This is a genomic window from Paenibacillus sp. JT22N1, from assembly GCF_059692155.1.
The window spans coordinates 742,258-765,296 of record NZ_JCAUAW010000001.1 but is presented as its reverse complement, the minus strand read 5'-3'; the positions used below and the strand labels follow the sequence as shown (position 1 = coordinate 765,296).

The following is a 23,039-nucleotide window of genomic DNA, read 5'->3' as shown; positions in this document are numbered from 1 at the left end:
CATTCAAACTCCCTGTCGAAGAAATTACATCTTGGCCATTAGCGCCGTTGGAAGCAGGAGCGCCGTCCATACCGCTTTGCCCTTATCCATCCTCAAATCCATCCCTCCCATTTTACTTTTCTAGTGTTTTAGGTTTCTTAATCCTGCGCTATTCTGCCAGTTCGGAGTGAAGGGCTGCCACGCTGCAGCCCTTCTGGTATCGTTCATTAACAAGAAATTCGAGGACCGGGTTACTCCCTTCTCAGTCAACTATTTTCCGCCCTTAAGGCTGGCGTTTATTTCTTATGGCCAAGGCTACATGTCCACTCCATGCGATCCATCCATGCATATTCTATTATACTCACTACTAAAATTCATAAGATTGGCGGGTGCATCCATGTCTAATAAAACACTGCGCATTGGGGATACCGGCAATGATGTTATCACCTTACAGAAAGCCCTTTCCGCCAAAGGCTTCGATCCGGGAGCCGCTGACGGGATTTTTGGCAACCTCACATTAAAAGCCGTAAAGGCTTTCCAGCAAGTAACCGGTTTAGTCGTAGACGGCATAGTGGGGCCGATAACTTGGTCCGCATTAGGCCACGTACAATCGTCTTCTGGCAGGCTGCTCGACGCGCCGCATATCCTTCAATTGCCTGAATTACCACGCGGATGTGAAGTGACTTCTCTTGCAATGATGTTAAATTATGCAGGCATCCATGTTGATAAAATGACACTTGCTTCTCAGGTTAAAAAAGTCCCTTATTGGGAGGATGGCTTTCATGGAAACCCGGACGAGGGTTTTGTCGGGGATATGTATGATCTCAATCAACCCGGATACGGGGTGTACCACGGCCCGATCTACGAATTAGCCTCACAATACATGCCGGATCGAGTCACAGATTTAACCGGCTCGGATTTCAGCAGCGTCGTCAATGGGATAACGAAAGGAACTCCGGTCTGGATCATTACCAACACGAGATTTAAACAGCTGGATCCGAACTCGTTTGAGACATGGTATACGAAGTCGGGAACCGTCAAAATCACCTGGCATGAACACTCGGTTTTAGTTACTGGCTATGATGCGAATTACGTTTATATCAATGACCCGCTAGATTCCTACGGAAAAAATAAAAAGCTTGCGAAAAAGAAGTTCATTGCAGCTTGGGAACAAATGGGAAAACAAGCCATCACCTATATATAGATTTGATGTTTAAATATTCTCCTCTATGATTTGCAACCTCAATAAGGATTTGATTTTGCTCCCAATAAGATAATTGTAGCTGGAAACAGTGGTGACGCACCATTTTTTATGACTGGGCCGTATAAATGACTAGAATTTACATCAACAGCAGATCACGAAGAAGCTTGATTTTTCCCTTAGCAAAGGCTTAAAAAGCAAAAAAAGACACTAGTCACAGTTCTGACTAGTATCTTTCTTCATTAATAAGCCGTCCAACCTGCATCTGCCGTGATCGTAGTGCCATTCACGAAGCTCGATTCTTCCGATGCGAGAAACAGTGCGACTTTCGCAATCTCTTCGGGTTCACCCAGACGTGGATTAATGGCCATGCCGCTGGACGCTCGTTCCGCGCCGAATGGATGCGGCTGCATGGATGCAGCGATATTCGTCTTCACCGCTCCTGGTGCAATCGCATTGCAGCGAATACCGAGCTTAGCGTATTGAAATCCGACATTTTTCGTAAAGCCGATGACAGCGTGCTTCGAAGCCGTATACGCTGCACCCGCACGCGAACCGTTAAGCCCACCATTCGATGCGATATTGACGATGACACCCGCGTTCTTTTCCGTGAAGATTGGGAGCACCTTACGAGTTGTACGCATCGGACCCGTCGTATTAACAGCGAAGACCTTCTCCCATAGCTCGTCCGTGACATCGCTTGCAGGAACGAAGTTATCCATAATTCCTGCGTTATTGACCAAGATATCCACCGTTCCATATTCACTGACCGCACTGTCGATCAAGCGCTGAACATCCTCTTCAATTGCCACGTTGGCCGCAACCACGATGGCGCTGCCGCCCTTACTCTGAATTCCCTCAACAACTTTATTCGCGTTATCAACATTCAAGTCGGAAACAATAACCTTTGCGCCTTCTTCTGCAAAAAGCTCGGCAATTGCTCTCCCCATACCCGATGCTGCACCCGTTACAACCCCTACTTTCCCGGATAGTTTCATATCCCTTACCTCCACTATTGTGTTAATATTACAACATGTTGTAAAACCAACATCTGTTTATTAAGTATAATCAATTGCAAAAATGCCTGCAATCAATAAAAACGGTGGAATTGACTACTAAACAACAGATACACCCTAGTTTGTAATTTAGAGAAAGGATGAAGATCTAACATGCAACCGCCTGCTCCTAAAACAGACCCCCGAGTCATACGCAGCAAAACCGCATTAAGGAAAACCCTGCTTCAGCTAATGACACAAAAGTCATTCTCCGCGATCTCGATAACCGATATCGTGACAGTCGCGAAATATAACAGGGGAACGTTCTACGCCAACTATGGAAGTAAAGAGGAGCTTCTCGATGACTTGATTTCTGAATTAATAAAAGATCTGCTCGAGTCTTTCCGGGCACCTTACAATAAAAACAAGGAATTCGTACCCCATGAGCTTCATGCGAATTCGATCAAGATTTTTAATCATATTGCGGAGCACTCTAGCTTCTATACCACATTAGCGAAAAGCGACGTGTTGCCTATATTGAAGGAGAAAATGTTTGTATCCTTGAAGCAGATTGTAATGGAGGAGCTCGTCCATCAAGACCTTGAGATCGATCAAGAGCTGCTTGTCATCTACTCGCTTCATGCGCTGCTCGGGCTGATCTTTCACTGGATCGAGAACGGATACGCGCACTCTCCTACTTATATGCAAGAGCAGCTGGTGAAGATCTTATTTCACCGGCCATCAAGCACAAAACTGGCCATCAAGACTGCACCTTAAACTCTCTTTAATTGAGAAAACGGCAACCATGTATCAGGCTGCCGTTTCTTCGTGTTTATTCAGCTATCGTTCTTGTTAGTTTAGTGTGCAGATCTCATTCTTCTTTAATTCAGGGTTATTCTGAACCTGATTAATTACAGAACCAATGAAGGAATCAACAATGCAGTGTGGTGTTTCCGAGGTCGATCTTAATTGTGGAACAAATAACATACCGATGAAGAAATTGTGTTCTGGTAATTCAATTATTCTTGGGTTTTCCATGGAATCTGTTCCAACTATTTTTAATCCGGCTTCATGAATTTGAGCTTCGTATTCTAGACTAAGTCCATAATTACACCTAAACTGTTCAATTACATTTGTTTCTTGATAAATTTCAAACACTTTCGAAGGTTTCTTTATTATGATTTCGCCTATTTGACCAACTAGTGAACAAGTAAGTTTACTAATAACTAATTGACCTGAGTGAGGATCTCGTTCTTCGTGTCCTGCTTCCTTCAACATCAATTTGTTTCTTGCATACTCCATAATGATGTATTGAAACCCACCACAAGTTCCTAACAAAGGCACATTGTTTTCGCGAGAAAATTCAATAATACTTAGTACCCCATCAATAGAATTAGGGGAGCCGGGAGCTATCCAAAAACCTTGATATGTTTCTTTGATGGTATCAATTTGTTCAATTATAGTAGTTGTAGGAATCCATTCTTGCTCGATAGAGACTCCTAATTTATTAGATGAATGAATAAGTGCATTAATTGTGGCGAGCTGTGATGGATATTCTGGATTATAGTCACCAACAATTCCTATCTTCACTGGACATGCCCCCTCTCAAAGTTAATTAGGTGCCTATCGAAATCCGCTTCGCAAAGCATGACCGCAACGCGCACAGTACCGAGTGTCCTGAGGCGACACCGTGCCGCATCCGTCGCAAACAAGTTCTCTTGGTGTCTCATCCGATACTTCATTGTGATAAAGCGACTCTTGCATATAAGGGTTCAAGGAGTGTAGCGCTTTGAACTCTGCTCGTCTGCCGTTACGCATCAGCACAAATAACAAACTGAGTCCCATACCGCCAACACTAGCCATCATGGCCGCTTTCATCCACCCGTTAATGAAGTGAAAATCCCATAATGCATGCAGTCCGATTGCCATAACAATCAGTCCAGTCGCACGCAATCTGCGGGAAATCATTCCGGTCTTATGCGTAGACACGCTGTCTCGCACAGACGTTGCATACCATAGGCCAGTTGCTGCAATAGCTGTCCATGTCCCATGCCCGAAAGGTGACAGCAAAGCTCTTATCCATAGTACAGCCAGCATTCCCGTTGAGGAGGCCTCCTGTAAGTGCGCCCAACCGTAAATAACGCTTTCCACCGCAGCAAAACCCATGCTGGCCGTAGCACCGAACACCACCGCATCCATCAGGAAATGCATCGACCTTGTTCGGACAAGCATGACACAGACAATTAACTTGGCGATTTCCTCTATTAACCCAACCATCAGAGGTACGTAATAACGATAAAACTCACCCTCTTGATTATGCGCATCAAAAAGCCATTCCCGCTCCAAATACCAAGCTAACGGAATCGCAACAAGCGCCGTTGCTGCAAAAACTGTGATGAGACGCAATTGACGAAAACCTAATAATTGTCGGCTTCTGACATAGGCTACAAAAGCAACAGGACCAACGATTCCCCCCACCAGCAATGCAGCAAATTTCCACCATGGCGCTTGAAGAGACATAGCTAATATGGAGAATATAAGAAACCCTCCTCCTAGCCACAGCAACAGGTCGATCCATCTGTCTTTGGCTTTGGGCAGTACCGCGGCATTTGCCATTGATTCTTCTACTTGAGCAAATTCCTTTGGCAATAGGGATATCTGCTCGGGTGTCCGTATGCGAATAATCTCCATAAACTGTTGCTGGATTGGAACATAGTAATTCAAAATGTATATGAACTCCTCACGTCCCATAGTAAGGAGCTCACAATCGGTCAGTGCGACTAGAGTACTTGATGAAGGAGTCTCCGTAAGCAAAGCCGTTTCACCGTAAAAATCGCCTTCACACAACACCGATTTTCTCTTGCCCCCGGCGCGAAGTTCCATTCTCCCGCTGCAAACCATATAAAATTGATTAACATGCGATCCTTCCGCAATAACCTGCTCACCTTTTGCCACTTTTCGAAGAGTCGAAATCTCAGCAAGACCTCGAAGTTCGGTATCGGGTATCGAAGCCCAAATGGTCGCTTTGCGAAGCATGCGATGAATCATTCGAATGCGTACCGTTAAGAGCATGCTTTCATAAAACAACGGGCTTCGCTCTGCCAAATATTCGAACCCTTGACGGTCAAGGCGCAATGCTTTGACTTGACCGATGGCCGTAACGCGGGCTAGTCTTCGTTCGTTACGAACGAGACCCATTTCACCCACTAGTGCCCCGGGTCCGAGCTCGGCTAGAAGCAGGTTCTTTCCCACCAAGTTGGGTGAGGACACTTGCACCTTCCCTGTCCATATAAAGAAACAATCATTCGATGAGGCATTCTCAATCAGAAGCGGCTGTCCATCCTCGAACGTCAACAGTTCAATGGAATTAGCCACGAGGCGCAGCTCTTGTTCCGGAATACCGTACAGCAATGTATGGTTGCGTAAATAATCAATGATAGCGGAGGATGTGATGGACAATTATCTCATTACCTCATATTTCCAATGACACTACTTCTGCTATCCTGCATTTTTTTAATAAAATTAGTCATCACGTCAAATGCTTCGTTACGTTTGTTCGTCAAGCTCTGCATGCGAAGCATGTCCATTTGTTGACTGGAGTTTAAAGAGTCGATTTTTCCTCTGATTTGTTCTTTCGCAACATCAAGATCGCCTCTTGTTTTAGGCGTGATTGCCCCCGCTGAAGTCAACTTGCTAATGAAAGTCGCATTTAGCTTCACAGCATCGCCCGCTTTGGCATCGCCCGGAAGTTTAGCAATTTCCCCTTGAATTTCAGCTAAAAGTGTATTGAGTTTAGCAATTTCGTCGTTTCTGGCTTTAATGGAATCCATCTGAGTTTTCAATTGCTCTTCCAACAAATTCGCACGATTACTTTGGATAGCCATCATCGCCGTTTCAAGGTCCATCGCTTTGATATCAACCGTTGTTATCCCATTAACCCCACCAACCGCATTTTGCGTCGCACCGCCCTGCAGCGTATCCCGAACAGCAACGTACACCGAATCGTTGAATAACAACGCTCCCCCTACCGCAACCCCTAAAACAAATGTACCTGCCATAGATAAAATGATTTTTTTCGTAAACACGCAATCCCTCTTTTCCACTAAGTATCTTACATAGAGTAAGTCTACAAAAGCCGAATAAAAGAATAATGAAAAACCTTGGTAGTAAAAAAGAAAAAACCGCATAGCATCAAGCCTTTTGCGATTTTTGTCGAAGAAGATTTTTTTTGAATGAAGATTGTCGATTACGATTAAATGATTTACTAAGTCTAAATGCTGAAGCAAATTCTCCAATGTGGTTTGATGACGATTTAGGATGGCCGGCATTAGTTGAATATATTTTAGCTTAAAGATTCCGTAATTCTTTTATCTTTAACGAATTTAAATAAATACCGCACAAGCGGTCCCATAATTATAAGTTGTAGAGGGAAAGCAAAAATAAAATTTTTAAAAACTATAGAAAAGTAACTTTCAAGTAATGATTCTCCAATCAAGCTGTTAGAAAAGTAAGCACTCCCCAATCCATAAAGAGACATACAGAGAACCATTCCAATCACCATAAAAAATGAAATGGATAGAATCACAAATACTTTCTTAGATTTGTCATATGGTAATGATAAAGCAATTTTCTTTGCCACAGGACCGACAATAAATAATTCCAATAAGAAAGCAGTAATAAAGCCCAGAATAAATTGAATAAGTATTCCTTTCAAGGATACCGAGCCAAACAAGCCGTTTGTAAATAAATTATAAAATGTCATGACTATGACCATCCCAAAACACATCATCAACCCAAAATAAAAACTTTCTTTCTTAGTTGTTGGCAATTTCCATCATCCTTTCTTTTTACCCTTGTTATTATATAGACAGTGGAAGCCTCCGCATAAGTGAACAGTCTGTGAACATTTTGACGATGAATGTTTTTCTACTTCATATTTAATTTATTGGGTATAGGTAATTTCTACCATATATAAAAGATATCTCATTTATTTGAGGGCATAAAGTATTGGTCTATTTAACTCTAGTAAAATATTACCAATATCTGTTAAGATATTTTTTTCAAGGATTTTGCTTAATAAACACACAAAAAAGGAGACAAATATTGATGAGAAAATTAAGATTAGGTTTCATTACTGGGTTTTTAGTAGTCTGTATGTTACTAACATTTTCCGGAGCAGCCAGTGCAAGTGAATGGCCAGGTCCAACGATTTATGCGGATGATTGGCCTGAGAGAGGTTGGTGCTGAAATCTAGCCCAGATTTCTTTGAATAATTCTAAACTGATCGTATCACCGTTTTTTTATCATTCTTAAAAACCTTTGCCGAATCAAGAGGGAACTGAAAAGTACGATATTTCTAGATTCCAAAATAATAAAATTAAAACGAGCCTCTAGAATTACTTCTAAGGCTCGTTTTGCGTGTAGGGAGACATATTTGAACCCCCTAAATTCATGGTTTTTTCAAAATCACTACTTCTTCAGTGCCCTAGCATCTGGCCGGCTGCCTTCTTGCTTTATTGATCCTCCACTTATTTTTCTTCCGGTATTAAGTAAAAGGCGGTTAATTTAACTCGTTCCCATTAGCTTATTATGATTACTTATAAAGGAGCAATGACTGAAGCATCACGTTACGGAACTACAATGACCTGAGACAATTTGCCATTTCCCGATCCGATACTGCCAAACACGAGTGTAACAGAACTCGCCTTCAAATGGAGTTCCGAAAGTACCAGTTAAAGTCACTCGTGTAACGGTTACGGCTAACATATCCAAGAGTCTAATTCTTTGGTCTAAAATATCAATTCTAGTAATTTTCAAGTTGCCTGAACGGTGGGCTTAAATATCAGTTTCTTTTGATAAAATTTGTCCGAAATGATTGACGAAGATAAGGTCGTCAGCAATCAGTTCATCTAACACTTCCACATTGCTGGATAGCATTGCTGTCCAGAAGTTTTTCGTTTACTTGCTCTGCATAGCAAGCCAATCCATCAGAGATACTTCCTTACCCTCCACCACGACCGGCTTCCCGTCATAATCCAGGTGACAGTCATCGTTCAGGGCATATATCCAGGAGAAATGCCCTATATAGTTAAACGGCTCTCCCTTTTCATCCGCAAACAAGCCATGGATGTCCACAACCTTATCAAAGAACGAGAAATGCACATTCTTCGCACCGGCCTTAATCAAGCGCTTATAAGTCGGTATTACAGTTTCCTCCGGTTTCACAATCAAATCATCCTTGGAATGGGTAAACCAAATCGGCACATGCTTAATCGCCTCGATATCCGCATCACTGATGACGTCATTGAACAGCGCCTCGCAAACCGGATATGCCGCAGCGAAGAAATCCGGATAGTCCAGCACCATACGCATGGTCATAAATCCCCCATTGGAGCAGCCGCCGATATAGATTCGGTTAGTGTCGATTGCCGCATCATTCCTGGTAATGAACTCATCAATCAGAGCCTTCAAGGCCTCCCCATACTTGGACATACCTGTCCTACCGTACTGTCCGCTGCCGTCGTTCATCCAGAAGGTCGGTGTCTGCGGTACCAACATGTAAGCTCCGCCAAACTTGGCTTGGATTGCATCGCTGGCCAGGTTCACCACCTTGTTGCCCGTATAAGCGATGGTCGGATCCTGTCCGCCCTCTCCAGCTCCGTGCAACCAAATGATGAGTGGCCGCCTGCCGTTTCCAGTCTGCGGCACGAAGTAGCCATACTTTAGCGGCTCCTCTTCATAGGAGGAAATGCCGTGCAGGAACTTCTCCGCCTGTTTCATGGTATTGCCTGCACACAGGTCGAATACCAATCCCGTCAGCCTCTCTTCCTCAGCCGGAATTTCCGCAATCTGGGTAATTCGATAATCGCTGAAGATAAACTCGTTGAAGTCGTTTGGACAAGCAATTGCAGCGGATAAGGAATCGAGTGGTCCATACTTCATTTCCAGAGTCACGAATTCCCCTTCCTCTCTCCGTATACCATGGTGGCAGGAAGGATAAGCGGCTTCCACCACGCAGTAGCCCTTACTTAACTCCTTTTCCGTCTTCTCTAACCAGTTCCTCGAAAGATTCAGGATCTCACCCTTCTTGTCCTTCCGCTCGACATATACACTAAAGCATTCCGGCTTCACCTCTTCAGCCTTCACGTTCACCGATATGGGCAGCACCAGTTTGGTAACGTAAGGACCATAGTCCGTTATCTCGATAATTGCGTAGTAACTTCTTCCCATAGCAAAATCCTCCTTTTTCTCAGATGAAATGTTTGACTCCCGCCAGAAATTGTCTTGCGCTTAAACATAGCGGATCCGGGATCCCAATTCCGGACCCAATCAAGGATGAGAGCGTATTCATCAGACAAAGAGCGCCTGCTATACAAGACCGGAGACCCAAAATCGTTCTTATCGGCGACCTGGATTGATAAGCCTCCTGCCGTTTCACCCCCTTGTTCTCATTCTACCGGAATCATATGGAGGCTCACATCCAATATGGCGACCTTTTTTTTTCGTTTTTGCGACCATTTGATGTAACTATAATTGTTGTATCTCCCCCATGCCGAACATCGGGCCGAGCGCCGCACTATCAAAAAGACCGACCTGTCCTTCGTTCCCCCTAATTGAGAACACCTCTCAATCGAGGGAACAATACATGTTCCTTTCCCAAATCGGCAATTGATATCTATACACTTCTCATCACAATTTCGTTTTGTTCTCCCGAAAATAACTAAACAATTAAACAATATGCTTTTCAATTCTACTACTTATTAGTTGAGAAAAGGCTGCCGGGCTGCCGGCACAGTTTTTTATGGATGTACATTAATGTATTTTCTCTTTGTATATTCGTTTTTTTTAAACTACAACAAACTTTGAAACATTTGTGTGGTGTCATAATTATTGAGAAAATAACCCTAAAAAGTGTGATTGTATCAAGGGGCATTTTCATAATTGATGAGAAATATAAAAAAAGATTGAATTAACGTAAAGCTCAAATTTTCATACGATGCTTGATCATATTTTTCAGATAGACTTCTTCCTAATATTGTATCTGGTGGTGTTTATTTAAAACTCTTAGTAAACCCATTGATTACCGCGGGACTTGCAGTAATCTTAATGCAATAACTTAAATTTACAAATTATTGACGAAATAAGTACTCGCCTTCCTCAAAGTCCTACAACATATTCTTTCTAAAAAGATAGGTAAGGCTTTTCTGGTCGCATGCATCACGCTCGTAGTATTAATGGCAAATACTCTTTCCCACTGTTCATCTACAATGTCACCAGCAGGTTCAAAATTATCCATAATTCCTGCATTATTGTTTTAAGAAAAGCTGCAGACATAACTCCATCTCAGTGAAGCCTGAAGAATCCCCACCGCTACTAATTTTTACATATTTAAAAACATTTTTGGGTCCTTTTGAATTTATCAAAAGACACTTACTGGAAGATACATTGACGTTTAAGTAGTTGTTTTGAAAGAATGACTAAAAATGAACAAAAAAAACACAGTCCCTAATGGACCGTGTAATGCTTTTTGATATGTGGTAAATTCGTGACGCGTCTAAATGATAATAAATTCTTCTTTTCGCAATTAGTGATCATTCATTTTGGCAGGAAGGAAAAGATTTGAAGATTCTGGAGGATAGTTTTATGTTTTTTAACTACAAATAATACGAAATAAAATTTCAATCCTTATGAAGATTCAGCAGCAAAAAAAACTGTTTAGCTAAAAATTGTGGTGTATAAGGCATGTCGTTTCGGAGCCAAGCCACAATCGTGCCGATCAAGGCTGCCGAACCGTGCCATATCGCGATGTCTTTTTGAATTCCGGCATTTAGAATGATGGATTTTCGGTCGTTCTCCAGCCTATTCGTAACGGTCTGCGTCAACATTTTTAGCAAACGCTCCGTAAAAATCGGGGCCCGTTTCAAACCTAGTACAACTTTATAAAATTTAAAATGTTCTGCAATGTGTTCAAGCAAACTAACCATAACCCATAAATCCTTTTCTTCCTCAGAACTTGGATGCAGTGGCTTGCGGTTCATGGCATTTTGAATGTCCTCAATCATCTCATCAGCCATTTTCTCCATCATATCCGAGATATCACGATAATGCAGGTAAAAGGTTACTCGATTAATGGTTGCCCGCTCTGAAATCCGATTAACCGATATTTTCTCGATCTCCATTTCCTGTAATAAATCGATCAAGGCATCTTTAAGCAGTTGGCGCGTTCGAAGGATCCTCGGGTCAGTACGAGGCTTGTCCAGGTTCATGCGGATGATTCCTTCCCATTTTTAATTTACATTTTCATCATTCTTGTCTTTTAAATAAAGCTTAAGCAACATAAATGTAATCAAAGATTATTACTTTACACTTTGGCCCATAATCGTCGCTTGCAAGAGACAGCTTTCTATATATAATCTAATTTATATAGTGTTAATTATCTAACACTTTGTAAATTAAGTCTAGAGATATATGGAGAGGATGGAGAAAATTGAGTAAAGGTAAGGAGCCAATCAGTAGTTCAATCAAAAGAGGACCCATTTTGTTTGTTATGATTTTGGGTGCCTTTCTGGCGACGCTGAATCAAACCATCATGAGTGTTGCGACACCGGAACTGATGACCGATTTTGACATTTCTGCCGCAACCGCCCAGTGGCTGACCACGGGCTATATGTTAGTCAACGGCGTGCTGATTCCCATTACAGCCTATTTCATGCAGCGTTTCAGCACAAGGCAGCTTTTCCAGGCTTCGATGATATTATTCCTATTAGGAACAATTGTCTCCGCGATCGCGACGGACTTCCCCGTTCTGCTAACCGGACGTATGATTCAAGCAGCCGGTGCGGGTATCATTATGCCGCTTCTCACGAATGTCATTTTAACGCTGTTCCCGCCCGAAAAAAGAGGAGCTGCGATGGGAATGATGGGACTTGCCATTATTTTTGCCCCAGCGATTGGACCGACGCTTGCCGGTTACATTCTGGAAAATTATGCTTGGGAAACGTTGTTTTATGGCATGATTCCGCTCGCCCTCATTGTCATTGTCTGCGGATTCATTTTTTTGAGGAATGTATCGGAACGAGTAGAAACTGAGTTCGATACTTTCAGTGTTGTACTTTCGACCATTGGCTTCGGTACACTGCTATACGGATTCAGCCGGGCGGGGAGCGCAGGCTGGTCGAGCTCAGAGGTTCTTCTTACTATTATTATAGGCATCGTAGCCCTCGTATTATTTACATGGCGTCAGCTGGTTTCCAGTAATCCTTTACTCGATCTGCGGGCATTCAAGTATAATATGTTTTCCTTGACGACGATTATCAATATCGCTGTAACGATGATCATGTATGCGGATATGATGCTGTTACCGCTCTATCTACAAAATGCACGCGGGTATACAGCCTTGGAATCCGGTTTAATGATGCTTCCTGGCGCGCTTGTGATGGGCTTTCTAATGCCGGTTACAGGCAAACTTTTCGATCGCTTTGGCGCAAAATGGTTATCCATCATTGGCATGATCATTACGATCGTTACAACGCTAGGTTTTATTAACTTAACAGACTCGACTAGCTACACCTATCTGTTGCTAATGTCTACCGCACGCCGCATTGGGATGGCGTTGCTTCTGATGCCGATCCAAACCGCAGGTTTGAATCAATTGCCAAACCGATTGAGTGCACATGGGACGGCAATCTCGAATACCATTCGTCAAGTTTCCGGCGCCATAGGCACTTCGCTGCTCATAACCATCATGACCGACCGGACAAAAACTCATATGCAGAATATGATTGCTTCCGGTGGAACAAAGGGCGTAACGAAAGCTCAGATGATCACGGAAGCAAGCATACAGGGGATCAACGATGCCTATCTCGTTATTGTTGGGATCGGTGTTATTGGGTTGTTGCTCTCGTTCTTTATCAAACGTGTAAGTCAAGCGGTTGAGAAGCCGTCCACCGTCGAAATGAAAGAACCTGTCGTGCTCCGGACAAATTAAAGTTACGAATCTTGACCCCACAGCCAGCCCATGTCATTTTGAAAGGCTTGTCCCCATTAGCATCTAAAATAAAAGGCACTTTGAGAAAGGAAGATCGACATGAATAATTCGGAACAAAACGTACCAGGAAAAGCAGCATTCAACGTATTTAGTGGCGCCAGCGGTGAAAACACATTTCCGATATTTGCACAAATGCGGGCAATGGGGTCTGTTGTTCCTATCTCGTTTCCGATGGGTGGAACGGATCGTCAAGCCTGGATGGTCACACGTATGGAAGTGGCAATGCAGGTGCTCAAAGATCATGCCCGCTATACTGTAGACGCTAGCTCCATCGATGGCAACAACGACATTAGGCAAACCTTAACTGGCAACGTTGATCCGTCCGCTCCACCAACCTTCTTTACCGGTTATTCCATGCTCACTGTGGATGAGCCCGATCATCGCCGGTTGCGCGGTCTGGTGTCTAAAGTGTTCACACCAAGATATATGGAAAGCTTACGACCTCGCGTGCAGAAGCTTGCCGACGAATTACTTGACCGAGTGGAAGCACAAGGCGAGATGGATCTCGTTAAGGATTATGCCGCTCCTTTACCAATCAACGTCATTTCAGATATGCTCGGAGTGCCTCAAGAAGACCGACCACAGGTCCATGTCTGGTCTAATGTGATCGCGCACGGTCTGGGCCTGGGAAAACTGGAGCCGGGTGTCGCGGAGCACATACGAGCCTTCGGCGAATACACAGCCCGCCTAGTTGCCGACAAGCGCCGGCATCCTGCCGATGATTTGATTAGCCAATTGATCGCCATCGAAGAGGAAGGGGATCGACTCAGCGAAGCGGAACTGAATTCGATGATCACGCTATTGATCTTTGCTGGCCATGAGACAACCTCAAACCTGATCGCCACCGGCTCCTTAATGTTGCTGGATCATCCTGAGCAGCTGGTGAAGCTTAAGGCTGACCTCAGTCTTGTTCCTTCGGCCGTCGAAGAACTGCTGCGCTTCAATGGGCCCTCCACGATCCTGGGTCCCCGTTATGCTACTGAAGATACCGAGCTCGCAGGGCAGCAGATCAAGAAGGGGGATATGGTCATTGTCTTAACGAAATCAGCGAATCGGGATGAGCGGCAGTATACGCAGTCGGAGGAGCTGGATATTATGCGTAAAATCAATCGTCATCTCGCCTTTGGACAGGGTATCCATATGTGCTTGGGGGCACCGCTGGCCCGCGTGGAGGCAGATATTGCGTTTACCACTCTGCTAAGGCGAATGCCCAACCTGCGACTGCGCATTCCAAGGGACAGTGTCAACTGGCAGTTTACGTTGAGCTCACAGGGGCTAGCTGACCTGCCCGTCGCTTTTTAGATTGAGAATGACCTGCGTATCTCGCGCGTAGGGGTTATATCGACGGAGTAGGGTCATCGTTCCTCATTCCGTAAGTGCTATCTTCTAGGCGTTATCGGATTTGTCCCACCTGGGATCGGAAAACTCATAAAAAAGACTACTGCCTTCAAATTAGGTAGTAGTCTTTTTGTAATTACGGGGGCTATATAAAACCTTATTTTTACACCCATTAATATTTCTCAATCATATTAGGTGTTGATCTCAATTAAATCAACTCATTTCTATAACAAACAAGGTCAGTCGACGTTATATCGACTGACCTTGTTGTATATTTATGCACTATGTTGTATGAATTCAGTTTTCCACTGAATTACGAAACAAATTGTCTAAGGAATTCTGAAACAATTCTAAAGAATTATGGAATTTGACAAGATGTGATATTCCATGATCTCCCTGTGGTTTCCGCTTTGGCCGTATTCCGGAAGACACTTTAATTGGGAATACCAACGTTCTGCGCGAAGCTTGGAAAGTCGTATGTAATATCACGACAAGCCAGCTGCAAATCGTTGCCGGCTTGAATGTACGCTATGTAGATATTATAAAAGCAGTGTTTTTAGAACTGGTTCAAGTGCGTCTGCCATCCGCAGAAAACCAAGATCCGTTGGATGCGAGCCGTCTACTGTGCATTCGAAGAAATCTTCATTACCGAGCGATCCGGAGCCGTCGAAGAAATAAATATTCAAGTCACCTTGCTCCCGCAACTCGTTAACGAGAGACTGTTCGAAACGCTTACGTTCCATTCTGGCCTCGTACAAGTGTGGGGTCAGCTCCTCACGCGCGTAACGAATTCGTGAGACAACCAAGATCGGTGTTACCGGATGAGCTCCCCTATAAATTCTAATAAATTCCGGAAGTGTCTTACGGAAAAGTTCGGTGCTCACGCAATTGCCTTCATAATCAATGACCATACACGCAGGGTCATTAATCTGCGAAATGATTTCGGCAAGCTCCGGCTCTCCCTTGCCGCTTCCAGAGAAACCAAGATTAATAAATTCCAGCGGAATTCTTCGGCTCAAAATGTTCGTATAAGCCATGCCAGGCCGCGAGGCGCAGCCGCCTTGCGTAATCGAAGTACCATAGATGACTACTTTCTTCCCGGAAGCGTAGCTGGGGGGAGCGGTTACGGTTGCGCTCTCATCCAAACCGATCCATATCTCCTCCACCCCCTGATAGAGCGGCATGTTTAGGACGATATTACGCATCGAGGCATTCCAATTGGTAAATAACGCACATTCGTACTCGGTGAGAGTGAGGTCATATTTCGTTGTGTTGACGTACCGCAGGGGAAGGAGGGTGTCGGGAGAACCCACGTAGCAATCGACGCCGCATTGTCCGGTTGCCGGCATATGGACCATATTGGCTTTGCCTTTCAGCTTCACCTTTACCGATAGAGAAGAGGAATCCGACTGAAACCGGATTTGTCCTCCTGCAGTATGATTGGCTAAGCGATCGACGGCTTCCGGAGTAGCTCCGGATGGCAAAGTCGGCAATCTGCGATAAATTTTTTCTTGCGCAAACCAAGCCAACCCGGAAATTTGAAAAGGCTGCTCCATAGGGGAATACCAATGAATCGAGCCATCGAACGTTTCATTGGGACGCATTCCGGGATCGTATAGCTCTATCGGATTCTTCTCTTTTTTTTCCACATTACCATTCCTTCCATAAATATGACCCCAATTTTCACTACAGGAATCAGTGTATGCAAGTTTCAGCTGTACTTTGATTCCTTGAAGGGAGCGGTGAAGTTTACGACTCTGTTTTAGACCCTACCTTTATGCCGGCACCAACCCCCGGCTCGCGGGGCCAAGCCTTATACAATCGATCGGCACTCGGCTATGTCCAGGCCGAAAATAAATTTTTGCACCGCCTTGGCGACGCCTTCCTCGTTGTTGGACGCCGTGACGGCATCAGCAATCGCCTTAACCTGCTCCTCGGCGTTGCCCATCGCCACGCCAAGCCCGGCCGACCGCAGCATCGAAATATCGTTCTCGCTGTCGCCGACCGCCAAGACCTGCGCCATCTCGACGCCGAGCAACCGGCAAACCTCCCGCACGCCGCTTTCCTTCGTGATCCCCTCGACAGAGATCTCCACATTGACCGGAGCGGAAGAGGTAATCTCCAGCTCACCCCAGCCGAGCAGCTCCTCACGGATACGCGCCACTACCCCCAAATCGTCATGCTTCATGCCGAATTTCATCCAATCCTTTTCGAACAGCTCTTCGCTCCAATTGCCCTGACCGGACAGGCTCTCCACGGAATAGCCCCAGAAATGCGCATCTTCCCGGAGAGCCAGCTCATGCAGCCTTCGAACCGTTTCGCGGGGCAAATAGGTGCGAGCCATCAACTGGTTCGGACCTTCCCAAATCTCCGCTCCGTTCAACAGAACCATAGGCGAATCGAGCTCCAGCTCCTCCCAAAAAGAGCTTGCGGTCTGCATCCCCCGGCCTGTAGCGAACATCACGGTTACCCCATGATCCACAGCTTTCCGGAGCCACTTCTTCGTTTCTTCCGTCACCTGCTTATCGTCGGTAAGCAGCGTACCGTCCATATCCAAAGCCAGCAATTTATATTCAGGCATTCCCTTGATCTCCTCCACGCTCTCTTTCCGATTACAACGACAGACTCGCGCTTCAACACCAAGCCTGCGGCCAGAGCTGATTCGTCCTGTTTCTGCCGCATGTAACTTAGCCGCACTCCACGGCACGTTTCCGGCATGTTCGCTATAATCCACTCGTCAATGATCGGGATCAGCCGATCACCCAAAAGCCGGCGCGAACGCCTTCAGCGAACTCATCCAGCGTCAAGCCGACATTGTTCGACAAGCCCACAAGGCTGCCGTGATTATTTTCATTGATCGCCAATAAATTAACGTCGTTCTCCAGGTAGAAGGGCATATCGTACTTATTCTCCAACCGCTCCTGCAAAGGAAACTGGCCCCACCCTAATCCGGCAAGCCACATGGCGATCCACTGTATGCTCAAGCCAATCCCCTTGATCCTGCTTCGTTCCGGCGCTAGCTCCAAAAGCTCCTCGATTACCTCGCACACAGTCGGAAGAATGTGATCTTCGTTCAAGTAGCGGTCGCCTGGCTTCGCCTACAAGATCGTAGCGGAAATTGTGCAAAGCCCCCTGACATACAGAGAGCTCAGATTCGTAACATTGACGGTCAGCGGAACCGACTTGCGGCCTTCGCTGCTGGGTCAATCCCGTTAATTCGGCCAATTCCACCCGGGATATCGGTTCTTCGTTAAAAATAAGGTGCAGCACCTTTTGCTGATACCCACTAAATCCAATAATTTCTGCTAAAATGATTCCTGCGACAGCTTATTTCCAGCTAAGCCTTCACTCGTCCACTTTCATCCAAAGTAACCGGCTCACCCCGGCGAACAGACTCGTAAGCCGCTGCAGCGACAGCAGCCGACCGAAGGCCGTCCTTGCCGGTAATCGGCACTTCCCTGTTGTTTCTTATCGCATCGATGAAAGCCTTCACCAGACTGCGGTTCATATCGTCTCCCCAGTGGCTCCACTGGGCTTTCATTCTCTCGTCGCTGTAGACCTCGCTCTTCTGGCCAAAGGCATCGACGGTAAGCAGACCGTTCGTTCCTACAATCTCCATCGTAACATCGCCCCAGTAAGGAAAGGACTTCGTGCGCGACCAGCTGGTATCGATCGAAGCAAAAGCTCCGTTCGCGAACTTCACGTGCAGTATCCCGGCGTCATCCACTGGAATCTCATGAAACAGGGTCGCAGCTTCAGCGTACACCTCCGTTACAGGACTGTCCAACATCCAGTTGAGCAGATCCATGACATGAACGGAATGGTCCAGTAGGGCGCCTCCACCCGACAGCGCAGGATCAATGAACCAACCTCCTGGCATAGTGCCCCGGTTCGAGCCTTTTACCGCAACGACCTCACCAATCTCGCCACGGTCGATCGCGGCCTTGGCCTGCACGACTGCAGGAAGGAAGCGGCACGGAAACGCCGTCATCAGCCGGACTCCGTTCTTCTCGCAGGCAGCTACCATCTGTTCCATTTCTTCCACGTTCAAGCCGAGCGGTTTCTCGCACAGCACATGCTTTCCCGCCTCCGCTGCGGAAATCGTGAGCTCCGCATGATGAACGTTCTCCGAGCAGATGACCACGGCATCACAGCCGCTGCTCAGCAGCTCACGGTAATCCGCAAAATAACGGATTTCGGCATCCTGCTGCAAATACGGCTCCACCCGGGCACGGTTCTCATCCGCTATGCCCGTTACCTTCACTCCCGGCAGCCGCCGGAGCTGGTGATAGAAGCCGGCCGCATGGCCATGGGCGAAACTGATCATACCTATCTTTACAACATTCGTTAACTCAGTCAATACGTCTCTCCCCTTCCTGTCCAACTTCATCACTGTATACGTACCGGACGACCTGTGGCGGCGGATTCAATCGCGGCAAGGCCCGTCTGCAGCGCACTTCGGGCGTCAGCGATCGTTATGTCCGGCTCGGCGCCGGTCTGCAGACATTCCACGAAATGAGCGAGCTCCAAGTAATACGGATTATACATAGAAGGGCTTTTGGGAAGCGGGAGAGCAGGGGTCTCAGGCAAATCGTTATTTACTTTGAACATCTTGAGCGAAACGGCTTCCTCACTATTAAAGCGGATGACACCTCCACTGCCGGCCAGTTCCACGCTCGTCGTGAAAGGGCCCGGAAATCCCCAATAGCCCTCGAGATGCGCAATCCCGCCATTCTCAAAACGCAGGGTAGCCAGGGCATAGTCGAGACCCTCGTGCCTACGGTTCATTGCATACACGGATACGGCCTTCCCGAAGATGCTTTGAGCAAAATCAATATCGTGAATCATTAGGTCGAGGATCACTCCGCCGCTGATCTCACTATTGGTGTACCAAGTCTTCGCAACACCCGGATTACCGCCCATACGTCTTGTATGCAGCACTCCGGGCTTCCCGACTACTCCATCTGCAGCCTTGCGGCGAATATCGGTATAGCTTGGGAAGAAGCGTACCACATGACCGATGAACAGCCTTACTCCCTGCTGCTCGCAGACAGCAGTCATCTCATCCGCTTCCTCGAGCGACAAGGCGAATGGCTTCTCGCAAATGATATGCTTCCCGAGACGGGCGGCCCTGAGAACAAATTCCTTATGCATGTGCGTTGGTAAGCAGATATCTAAAACCTCCGGACACGCCTCCGACACCATTTGATCGAAATCCGAAAAAGCCTTTGTCTCCAACCTCCCGGCAAGCGCCCGAGCTGCTTCTTCCTGCATATCACACACACCGACAAGCTCAATACCGGGCATTCTAATCCATTCGGCCCCATGGGTACGGCCCATTGTACCGCAGCCGATTACAGCAATCTTCATGCAGGATTCTCCTTTTCGCAAAACAGCCTTAACCCCCGTTAAATGACGGATAAATGTATCGTCGGAACGTCGAAGAACCGGTTCATGACTAGCCCAGCCGCCAGAACCGAATCGTCCGGTGTCTGCTCCAGCCGAAGAAGTCGGACCTTACGGCAGGATTCCGGAATGTTCTCCAGAATACGCTTTCTAAGCGGGTCCATCAGATAATTTCCCGTATGGTCCAGCACCTTGCCGGTAAACAATACATGATCTGGGTTCAAGAAGGTAATCAAGTTACTTAAGGCGGAGCTTACCGCCTCGGCCATCTTTGCAAGCCACTCCCGCGCAACTGGATCCCCTTCCCGAATCCGATGCCCGAACTCCTCCAGCGTAAATCCCAGGTTGCGTTTCATTCCGCTTCCAGAGACCAGCGTAGTCAGGCAGCCCTTGGCTCCGCAGTGGCACGGCATGGCTTCGATGCCGAAGAACGTTTTACAATGCCCGAGCTCGCCCGCCACATGTCCAGCCCCCGAATTCAGTTGCTTGTTCATCACATGAGCTCCGCCGATGCCGTAATCCAATTTTACTGTCACGTTATGATTCGATGCAGCCAGGCTTCCATTCAAATTTTCCACAAGCGCAAGCAGGTTCGCATCATTCTCCAGATAGACCGGCAGGTTGTAATGCTGCTCCAGCCTTTCCCTTAGCGGGAAATTCCGCCAATGCAGACCGGAAGAAAGCAGCACGACGCCGTCCGTGGAATCGACCAGCCCCTGGATACTACATCCGATGCCTTTGAGCTGGTTCATCTTCGGCACCCGTTTTAGCAACTGGTCGATCACCTTAACGATGCACTCGACCTTATTCTCATCATGGTCTTCATTAGTGTCGGAAGACATCGTTTCCGTGACTTCACTGATGGGTACATTCCGGAAATCCACCAGTGTGCCCCGCACATATTTCACCGCAACCTCAATGCCTAGTGCGTACAGCTCCTCGCTCTTGACCACCAACGGAACGGGCTTGCGGCCCACCCCGTTTTCCAACGGCACATTTTCGTGCAAAATCTCTTCTCCAAGCAGCCTGTTTACAATGTTCGTAATCGTCTGCGCGGTCAGTCCCGTTTTCTCCGCCAGCTTTACCCGGGAGATTGGCCCTTCTGCATAAATCAGTCGAAGCACCTTTTGTTGATTTACCGACTTCAGCCATTTACTGCTTGTGTTCTCGTTCATTTGTGCACAAGACAGCTCCTTCCTATCGCTATCCCTTATCTCTCTACTTAGCCCTTAACCGCACCTAAAGTGGCGCCCTGCATAATCATCCGCTGGAACAGCATGAACACAATGATCGAAGGCACCATCGCAATCATCACCCCTGCAAACAACGTAACCCAATCCGCCGTAAACTCCATCATTTTATTGGCTTGGTACATCTGCACCGCAATCGTGTATTTCTCGGGATCGCTCAAATAGATGAACGGCCCCATAAAGTTGTTATAGTAGCCCAGGAATTTAAAAATCGCAACCGTAACAATGCCCGGAGTGGACAAGGGAACGATCACCCGCCAGAACACCTGGAAGATCGAAGCGCCGTCGATATGAGCACTTTCCTCCATGTCCTTGGGCAGCGACTTCATAAAGCCTCCGAGCAACATTAGATAGAACACGCTCTCCCCCAGGGAGGACAATAAGATTAACCCCGTTAAGCTGTTCGTCAAATGCAGCTCCCTCATGATCACGTACTGCGGCACCAGGGCGTTAATCCCAGGCAGGAACAAGGAAAGCATAATAAGGCCCCAGATCAGCTGCCGTCCCTTAAACTCCATCCGGGTCAAGGCATAAGCGTTAAGTGTAGTAAAGAACAAGCTGACTACAAGGCTTCCGCCTACATAATAAAGCGTATTTAGCAGCGAACGACCGAAGCCATATTCCGTCCAGGCTGTAGTGTAATTGGACCACTGCAGCTTTTTGGGAAGGCTCCAGATGTCCTTGAAAAATTCCGGATTGGACTTCAGAGACTCATAGAACACCCACACCAGCGGAAACAGGATTGACAAAGCCCACACATACAGTACCAAACGCCACACAACGTCCATAAACGTCATTTTTTCCTTCAATTTCATCTTCTCCCCTCTTAAAAAAATATGTTCCTAATACTCTACGCCCCGGTTCGGAAGAAACTTATCCATCAGCAGTTTGGCCGTGATCAAGATGACAAACAGAATCATACCGACAGCGGATGCGTAACCGTAGTTGATGTACTCTTTACCGAAAGCAAGGTTGAACATATAGAGACCGATTACATCCGTGGAGCCGGATGGGCCTCCATTAGTCATAATCAGAATAAGCTCGAAAGTCTTGAGCGTGCTGATCACGAGGAACAGCGCGCTGACCCGGACGACGGGCAGAATGAGCGGCAGCGTAATCTTGAATAACCTCGTCATATGTCCTGCGCCTTCGATAATAGCCGATTCATACAGCGACTTGGGAATGCCCGACATAGCATTTACGAAAATGATGACATAGAGCCCGACGCCTCCCCAAACCCATGGTGGAATCAGCGCCCACAGTGCCGTACTATCGTTGCCCAGCCAATAAAAATGGTTCATATCGATCCCGAGCAGCTTCAGGCCGCTGTTAAGCAGGCCGTATGTGCCGTCATATATGAACGCCCATAATAAAGCAACGACGACAATCGATAAAACGTTCGGAAAAAAGAACAGGATTTTCAGGAACTCATTTTCCACATAACTCTTGTATGTAACCAGATAAGCAAGCAGTAAGGAAATGAGCACGACCAGCGCCGGTACCGTCGCCATAAAAATAAGATTGTGCTTAAGCGCCCGCCATACATACTCGTCCTGAATCGCGGTAACAAAGTTGCTGAGCCCTACAAACTTGGAATCCGTGAGTCCGTCCCAATCCAATAACGCATAGTAAACGGATAAAACATTCGGAAACAGCGTGAACAGCAGATAGCCCCCGAACGGCGGCACGACAGCCAGGATGAGAAAAATCCACTTCTGAGTCCGCGCTTTATCCAGTCCCATGCGGCCGGAATAAGAGGGTTTAACTTTCACTACATTAGGTTCGGACAAGGGAAGTCAACTCCTATCAAGGGAAATGGAAAA

General features: G+C 46.5%; 20 protein-coding genes and 2 pseudogenes. 5 read left to right on the top strand and 17 right to left on the bottom strand.

Annotation, left to right across the window (positions count from 1 at the left end):
* Positions 1–376: 376 nt before the first annotated feature.
* On the top strand, positions 377–1,183 hold the full coding sequence (locus AC58UU_RS03325; RefSeq protein WP_497312930.1) for a C39 family peptidase: 807 nt from the start codon (positions 377–379) through the stop codon (positions 1,181–1,183).
* 239 nt (positions 1,184–1,422) lie between these two features.
* On the opposite strand, the gene AC58UU_RS03320 is transcribed toward AC58UU_RS03325, so the two are convergent.
* Positions 1,423–2,178: an SDR family oxidoreductase gene (locus AC58UU_RS03320; RefSeq protein WP_497312928.1), complete on the bottom strand. Its 756-nt coding sequence runs from the start codon at positions 2,176–2,178 to the stop codon at positions 1,423–1,425.
* Positions 2,179–2,427: 249 nt separating this feature from the next.
* Between AC58UU_RS03320 and AC58UU_RS03315 the strand changes: the two genes are divergently transcribed.
* Positions 2,428–2,952, top strand: a complete 525-nt coding sequence (locus AC58UU_RS03315; RefSeq protein ID WP_497312926.1) for a TetR/AcrR family transcriptional regulator — start codon at positions 2,428–2,430, stop codon at positions 2,950–2,952.
* A 75-nt stretch (positions 2,953–3,027) separates the two neighbouring features.
* Here AC58UU_RS03315 and AC58UU_RS03310 read toward each other — a convergent pair whose 3' ends face one another.
* Genes AC58UU_RS03310 through AC58UU_RS03295 form a run of 4 tightly spaced genes read right to left on the bottom strand, consistent with a single transcriptional unit; the run spans position 3,028 to position 7,003 of the window.
* Positions 3,028–3,765 carry a glutamine amidotransferase-related protein gene (locus tag AC58UU_RS03310; protein WP_497312924.1) on the bottom strand — a complete coding sequence of 246 codons (738 nt, stop codon included), beginning with the start codon at positions 3,763–3,765 and terminating at the stop codon, positions 3,028–3,030.
* Positions 3,766–3,798: 33 nt separating this feature from the next.
* A complete protein-coding gene (locus tag AC58UU_RS03305) occupies positions 3,799–5,634 on the bottom strand; it encodes a cyclic nucleotide-binding domain-containing protein (protein WP_497312922.1) in 1,836 nt (611 codons plus the stop codon).
* A gap of 8 nt (positions 5,635–5,642) precedes the next feature.
* Positions 5,643–6,470: a hypothetical protein gene (locus AC58UU_RS03300; protein WP_497312920.1), complete on the bottom strand. Its 828-nt coding sequence runs from the start codon at positions 6,468–6,470 to the stop codon at positions 5,643–5,645.
* Positions 6,471–6,517: 47 nt separating this feature from the next.
* Positions 6,518–7,003, bottom strand: coding sequence for a DUF2798 domain-containing protein (locus AC58UU_RS03295; protein ID WP_497312918.1), 486 nt, complete (start codon positions 7,001–7,003; stop codon positions 6,518–6,520).
* Positions 7,004–7,281: 278 nt separating this feature from the next.
* On the opposite strand from AC58UU_RS03295, the gene AC58UU_RS03290 reads away from it, so the two are divergent.
* Positions 7,282–7,422: a hypothetical protein gene (locus AC58UU_RS03290; protein WP_497312916.1), complete on the top strand. Its 141-nt coding sequence runs from the start codon at positions 7,282–7,284 to the stop codon at positions 7,420–7,422.
* A 375-nt stretch (positions 7,423–7,797) separates the two neighbouring features.
* Here the strand turns inward: AC58UU_RS03290 and AC58UU_RS03285 are convergent.
* The 4 genes and pseudogenes from AC58UU_RS03285 to AC58UU_RS03270 all read right to left on the bottom strand — a co-directional run.
* Positions 7,798–8,115, bottom strand: a pseudogene (locus AC58UU_RS03285) (nuclear transport factor 2 family protein); the annotation flags it as partial.
* A gap of 18 nt (positions 8,116–8,133) precedes the next feature.
* Positions 8,134–9,405 (bottom strand): prolyl oligopeptidase family serine peptidase, encoded by a 1,272-nt coding sequence (locus AC58UU_RS03280; protein ID WP_497312914.1) that lies wholly within the window; start codon positions 9,403–9,405, stop codon positions 8,134–8,136.
* Between the two features lie 946 nt (positions 9,406–10,351).
* Positions 10,352–10,486 (bottom strand): annotated as a pseudogene (locus AC58UU_RS03275) (SDR family NAD(P)-dependent oxidoreductase); the annotation flags it as partial.
* A 367-nt stretch (positions 10,487–10,853) separates the two neighbouring features.
* On the bottom strand, positions 10,854–11,441 hold the full coding sequence (locus tag AC58UU_RS03270; protein ID WP_497312912.1) for a TetR/AcrR family transcriptional regulator: 588 nt from the start codon (positions 11,439–11,441) through the stop codon (positions 10,854–10,856).
* A gap of 281 nt (positions 11,442–11,722) precedes the next feature.
* Here AC58UU_RS03270 and AC58UU_RS03265 point away from each other — a divergent pair, with 281 nt between their 5' ends.
* Positions 11,723–13,162: a DHA2 family efflux MFS transporter permease subunit gene (locus tag AC58UU_RS03265; RefSeq protein WP_497313151.1), complete on the top strand. Its 1,440-nt coding sequence runs from the start codon at positions 11,723–11,725 to the stop codon at positions 13,160–13,162.
* A gap of 99 nt (positions 13,163–13,261) precedes the next feature.
* Positions 13,262–14,524: a cytochrome P450 family protein gene (locus AC58UU_RS03260; protein WP_497312910.1), complete on the top strand. Its 1,263-nt coding sequence runs from the start codon at positions 13,262–13,264 to the stop codon at positions 14,522–14,524.
* Positions 14,525–15,099: 575 nt separating this feature from the next.
* Here AC58UU_RS03260 and AC58UU_RS03255 read toward each other — a convergent pair.
* From AC58UU_RS03255 to AC58UU_RS03220, 8 genes are all read right to left on the bottom strand, one after another.
* The gene (locus tag AC58UU_RS03255; RefSeq protein WP_497312908.1) at positions 15,100–16,209 is read right to left on the bottom strand and encodes an SGNH/GDSL hydrolase family protein; all 1,110 of its coding nucleotides are present in this window, start codon (positions 16,207–16,209) and stop codon (positions 15,100–15,102) included.
* 164 nt (positions 16,210–16,373) lie between these two features.
* Positions 16,374–17,141, bottom strand: coding sequence for a Cof-type HAD-IIB family hydrolase (locus AC58UU_RS03250; protein ID WP_497312906.1), 768 nt, complete (start codon positions 17,139–17,141; stop codon positions 16,374–16,376).
* Between the two features lie 169 nt (positions 17,142–17,310).
* A complete protein-coding gene (locus tag AC58UU_RS03245; RefSeq protein WP_497312904.1) occupies positions 17,311–17,637 on the bottom strand; it encodes an ROK family protein in 327 nt (108 codons plus the stop codon).
* A gap of 260 nt (positions 17,638–17,897) precedes the next feature.
* Positions 17,898–18,950 carry a Gfo/Idh/MocA family protein gene (locus AC58UU_RS03240; RefSeq protein ID WP_497312902.1) on the bottom strand — a complete coding sequence of 351 codons (1,053 nt, stop codon included), beginning with the start codon at positions 18,948–18,950 and terminating at the stop codon, positions 17,898–17,900.
* Positions 18,950–19,930 carry a Gfo/Idh/MocA family protein gene (locus AC58UU_RS03235; RefSeq protein WP_497312900.1) on the bottom strand — a complete coding sequence of 327 codons (981 nt, stop codon included), beginning with the start codon at positions 19,928–19,930 and terminating at the stop codon, positions 18,950–18,952. Before AC58UU_RS03235 ends, AC58UU_RS03240 begins: the two co-directional genes overlap by 1 nt.
* Positions 19,931–19,968: 38 nt before the next feature.
* Complete coding sequence (locus AC58UU_RS03230) at positions 19,969–21,141, bottom strand: ROK family protein (RefSeq protein WP_497312898.1); 1,173 nt, start codon at positions 21,139–21,141, stop codon at positions 19,969–19,971.
* A 47-nt stretch (positions 21,142–21,188) separates the two neighbouring features.
* A complete protein-coding gene (locus tag AC58UU_RS03225) occupies positions 21,189–22,031 on the bottom strand; it encodes a carbohydrate ABC transporter permease (protein ID WP_497312897.1) in 843 nt (280 codons plus the stop codon).
* Between the two features lie 27 nt (positions 22,032–22,058).
* The gene (locus AC58UU_RS03220; RefSeq protein ID WP_497312895.1) at positions 22,059–23,006 is read right to left on the bottom strand and encodes a carbohydrate ABC transporter permease; all 948 of its coding nucleotides are present in this window, start codon (positions 23,004–23,006) and stop codon (positions 22,059–22,061) included.
* Between the last annotated feature and the right edge of the window lie 33 nt (positions 23,007–23,039).

Excerpts from the sequence above, each read along its gene's own strand:
- AC58UU_RS03325 (WP_497312930.1), top strand. The coding sequence starts at position 377 with ATGTCTAATAAAACACTGCGCATTGGGGATACCGGCAATGATGTTATC.
- AC58UU_RS03320 (WP_497312928.1), bottom strand. The coding sequence starts at position 2,178 with ATGAAACTATCCGGGAAAGTAGGGGTTGTAACGGGTGCAGCATCGGGT.
- AC58UU_RS03315 (WP_497312926.1), top strand. The coding sequence starts at position 2,428 with ATGACACAAAAGTCATTCTCCGCGATCTCGATAACCGATATCGTGACA.
- AC58UU_RS03290 (WP_497312916.1), top strand. The coding sequence starts at position 7,282 with ATGAGAAAATTAAGATTAGGTTTCATTACTGGGTTTTTAGTAGTCTGT.
- AC58UU_RS03280 (WP_497312914.1), bottom strand. The coding sequence starts at position 9,405 with ATGGGAAGAAGTTACTACGCAATTATCGAGATAACGGACTATGGTCCT.
- AC58UU_RS03270 (WP_497312912.1), bottom strand. The coding sequence starts at position 11,441 with ATGAACCTGGACAAGCCTCGTACTGACCCGAGGATCCTTCGAACGCGC.
- AC58UU_RS03265 (WP_497313151.1), top strand. The coding sequence starts at position 11,723 with ATGATTTTGGGTGCCTTTCTGGCGACGCTGAATCAAACCATCATGAGT.
- AC58UU_RS03260 (WP_497312910.1), top strand. The coding sequence starts at position 13,262 with ATGAATAATTCGGAACAAAACGTACCAGGAAAAGCAGCATTCAACGTA.
- AC58UU_RS03250 (WP_497312906.1), bottom strand. The coding sequence starts at position 17,141 with ATGCCTGAATATAAATTGCTGGCTTTGGATATGGACGGTACGCTGCTT.
- AC58UU_RS03240 (WP_497312902.1), bottom strand. The coding sequence starts at position 18,950 with ATGAAGTTGGACAGGAAGGGGAGAGACGTATTGACTGAGTTAACGAAT.
- AC58UU_RS03235 (WP_497312900.1), bottom strand. The coding sequence starts at position 19,930 with ATGAAGATTGCTGTAATCGGCTGCGGTACAATGGGCCGTACCCATGGG.
- AC58UU_RS03230 (WP_497312898.1), bottom strand. The coding sequence starts at position 21,141 with ATGAACGAGAACACAAGCAGTAAATGGCTGAAGTCGGTAAATCAACAA.
- AC58UU_RS03225 (WP_497312897.1), bottom strand. The coding sequence starts at position 22,031 with ATGAAATTGAAGGAAAAAATGACGTTTATGGACGTTGTGTGGCGTTTG.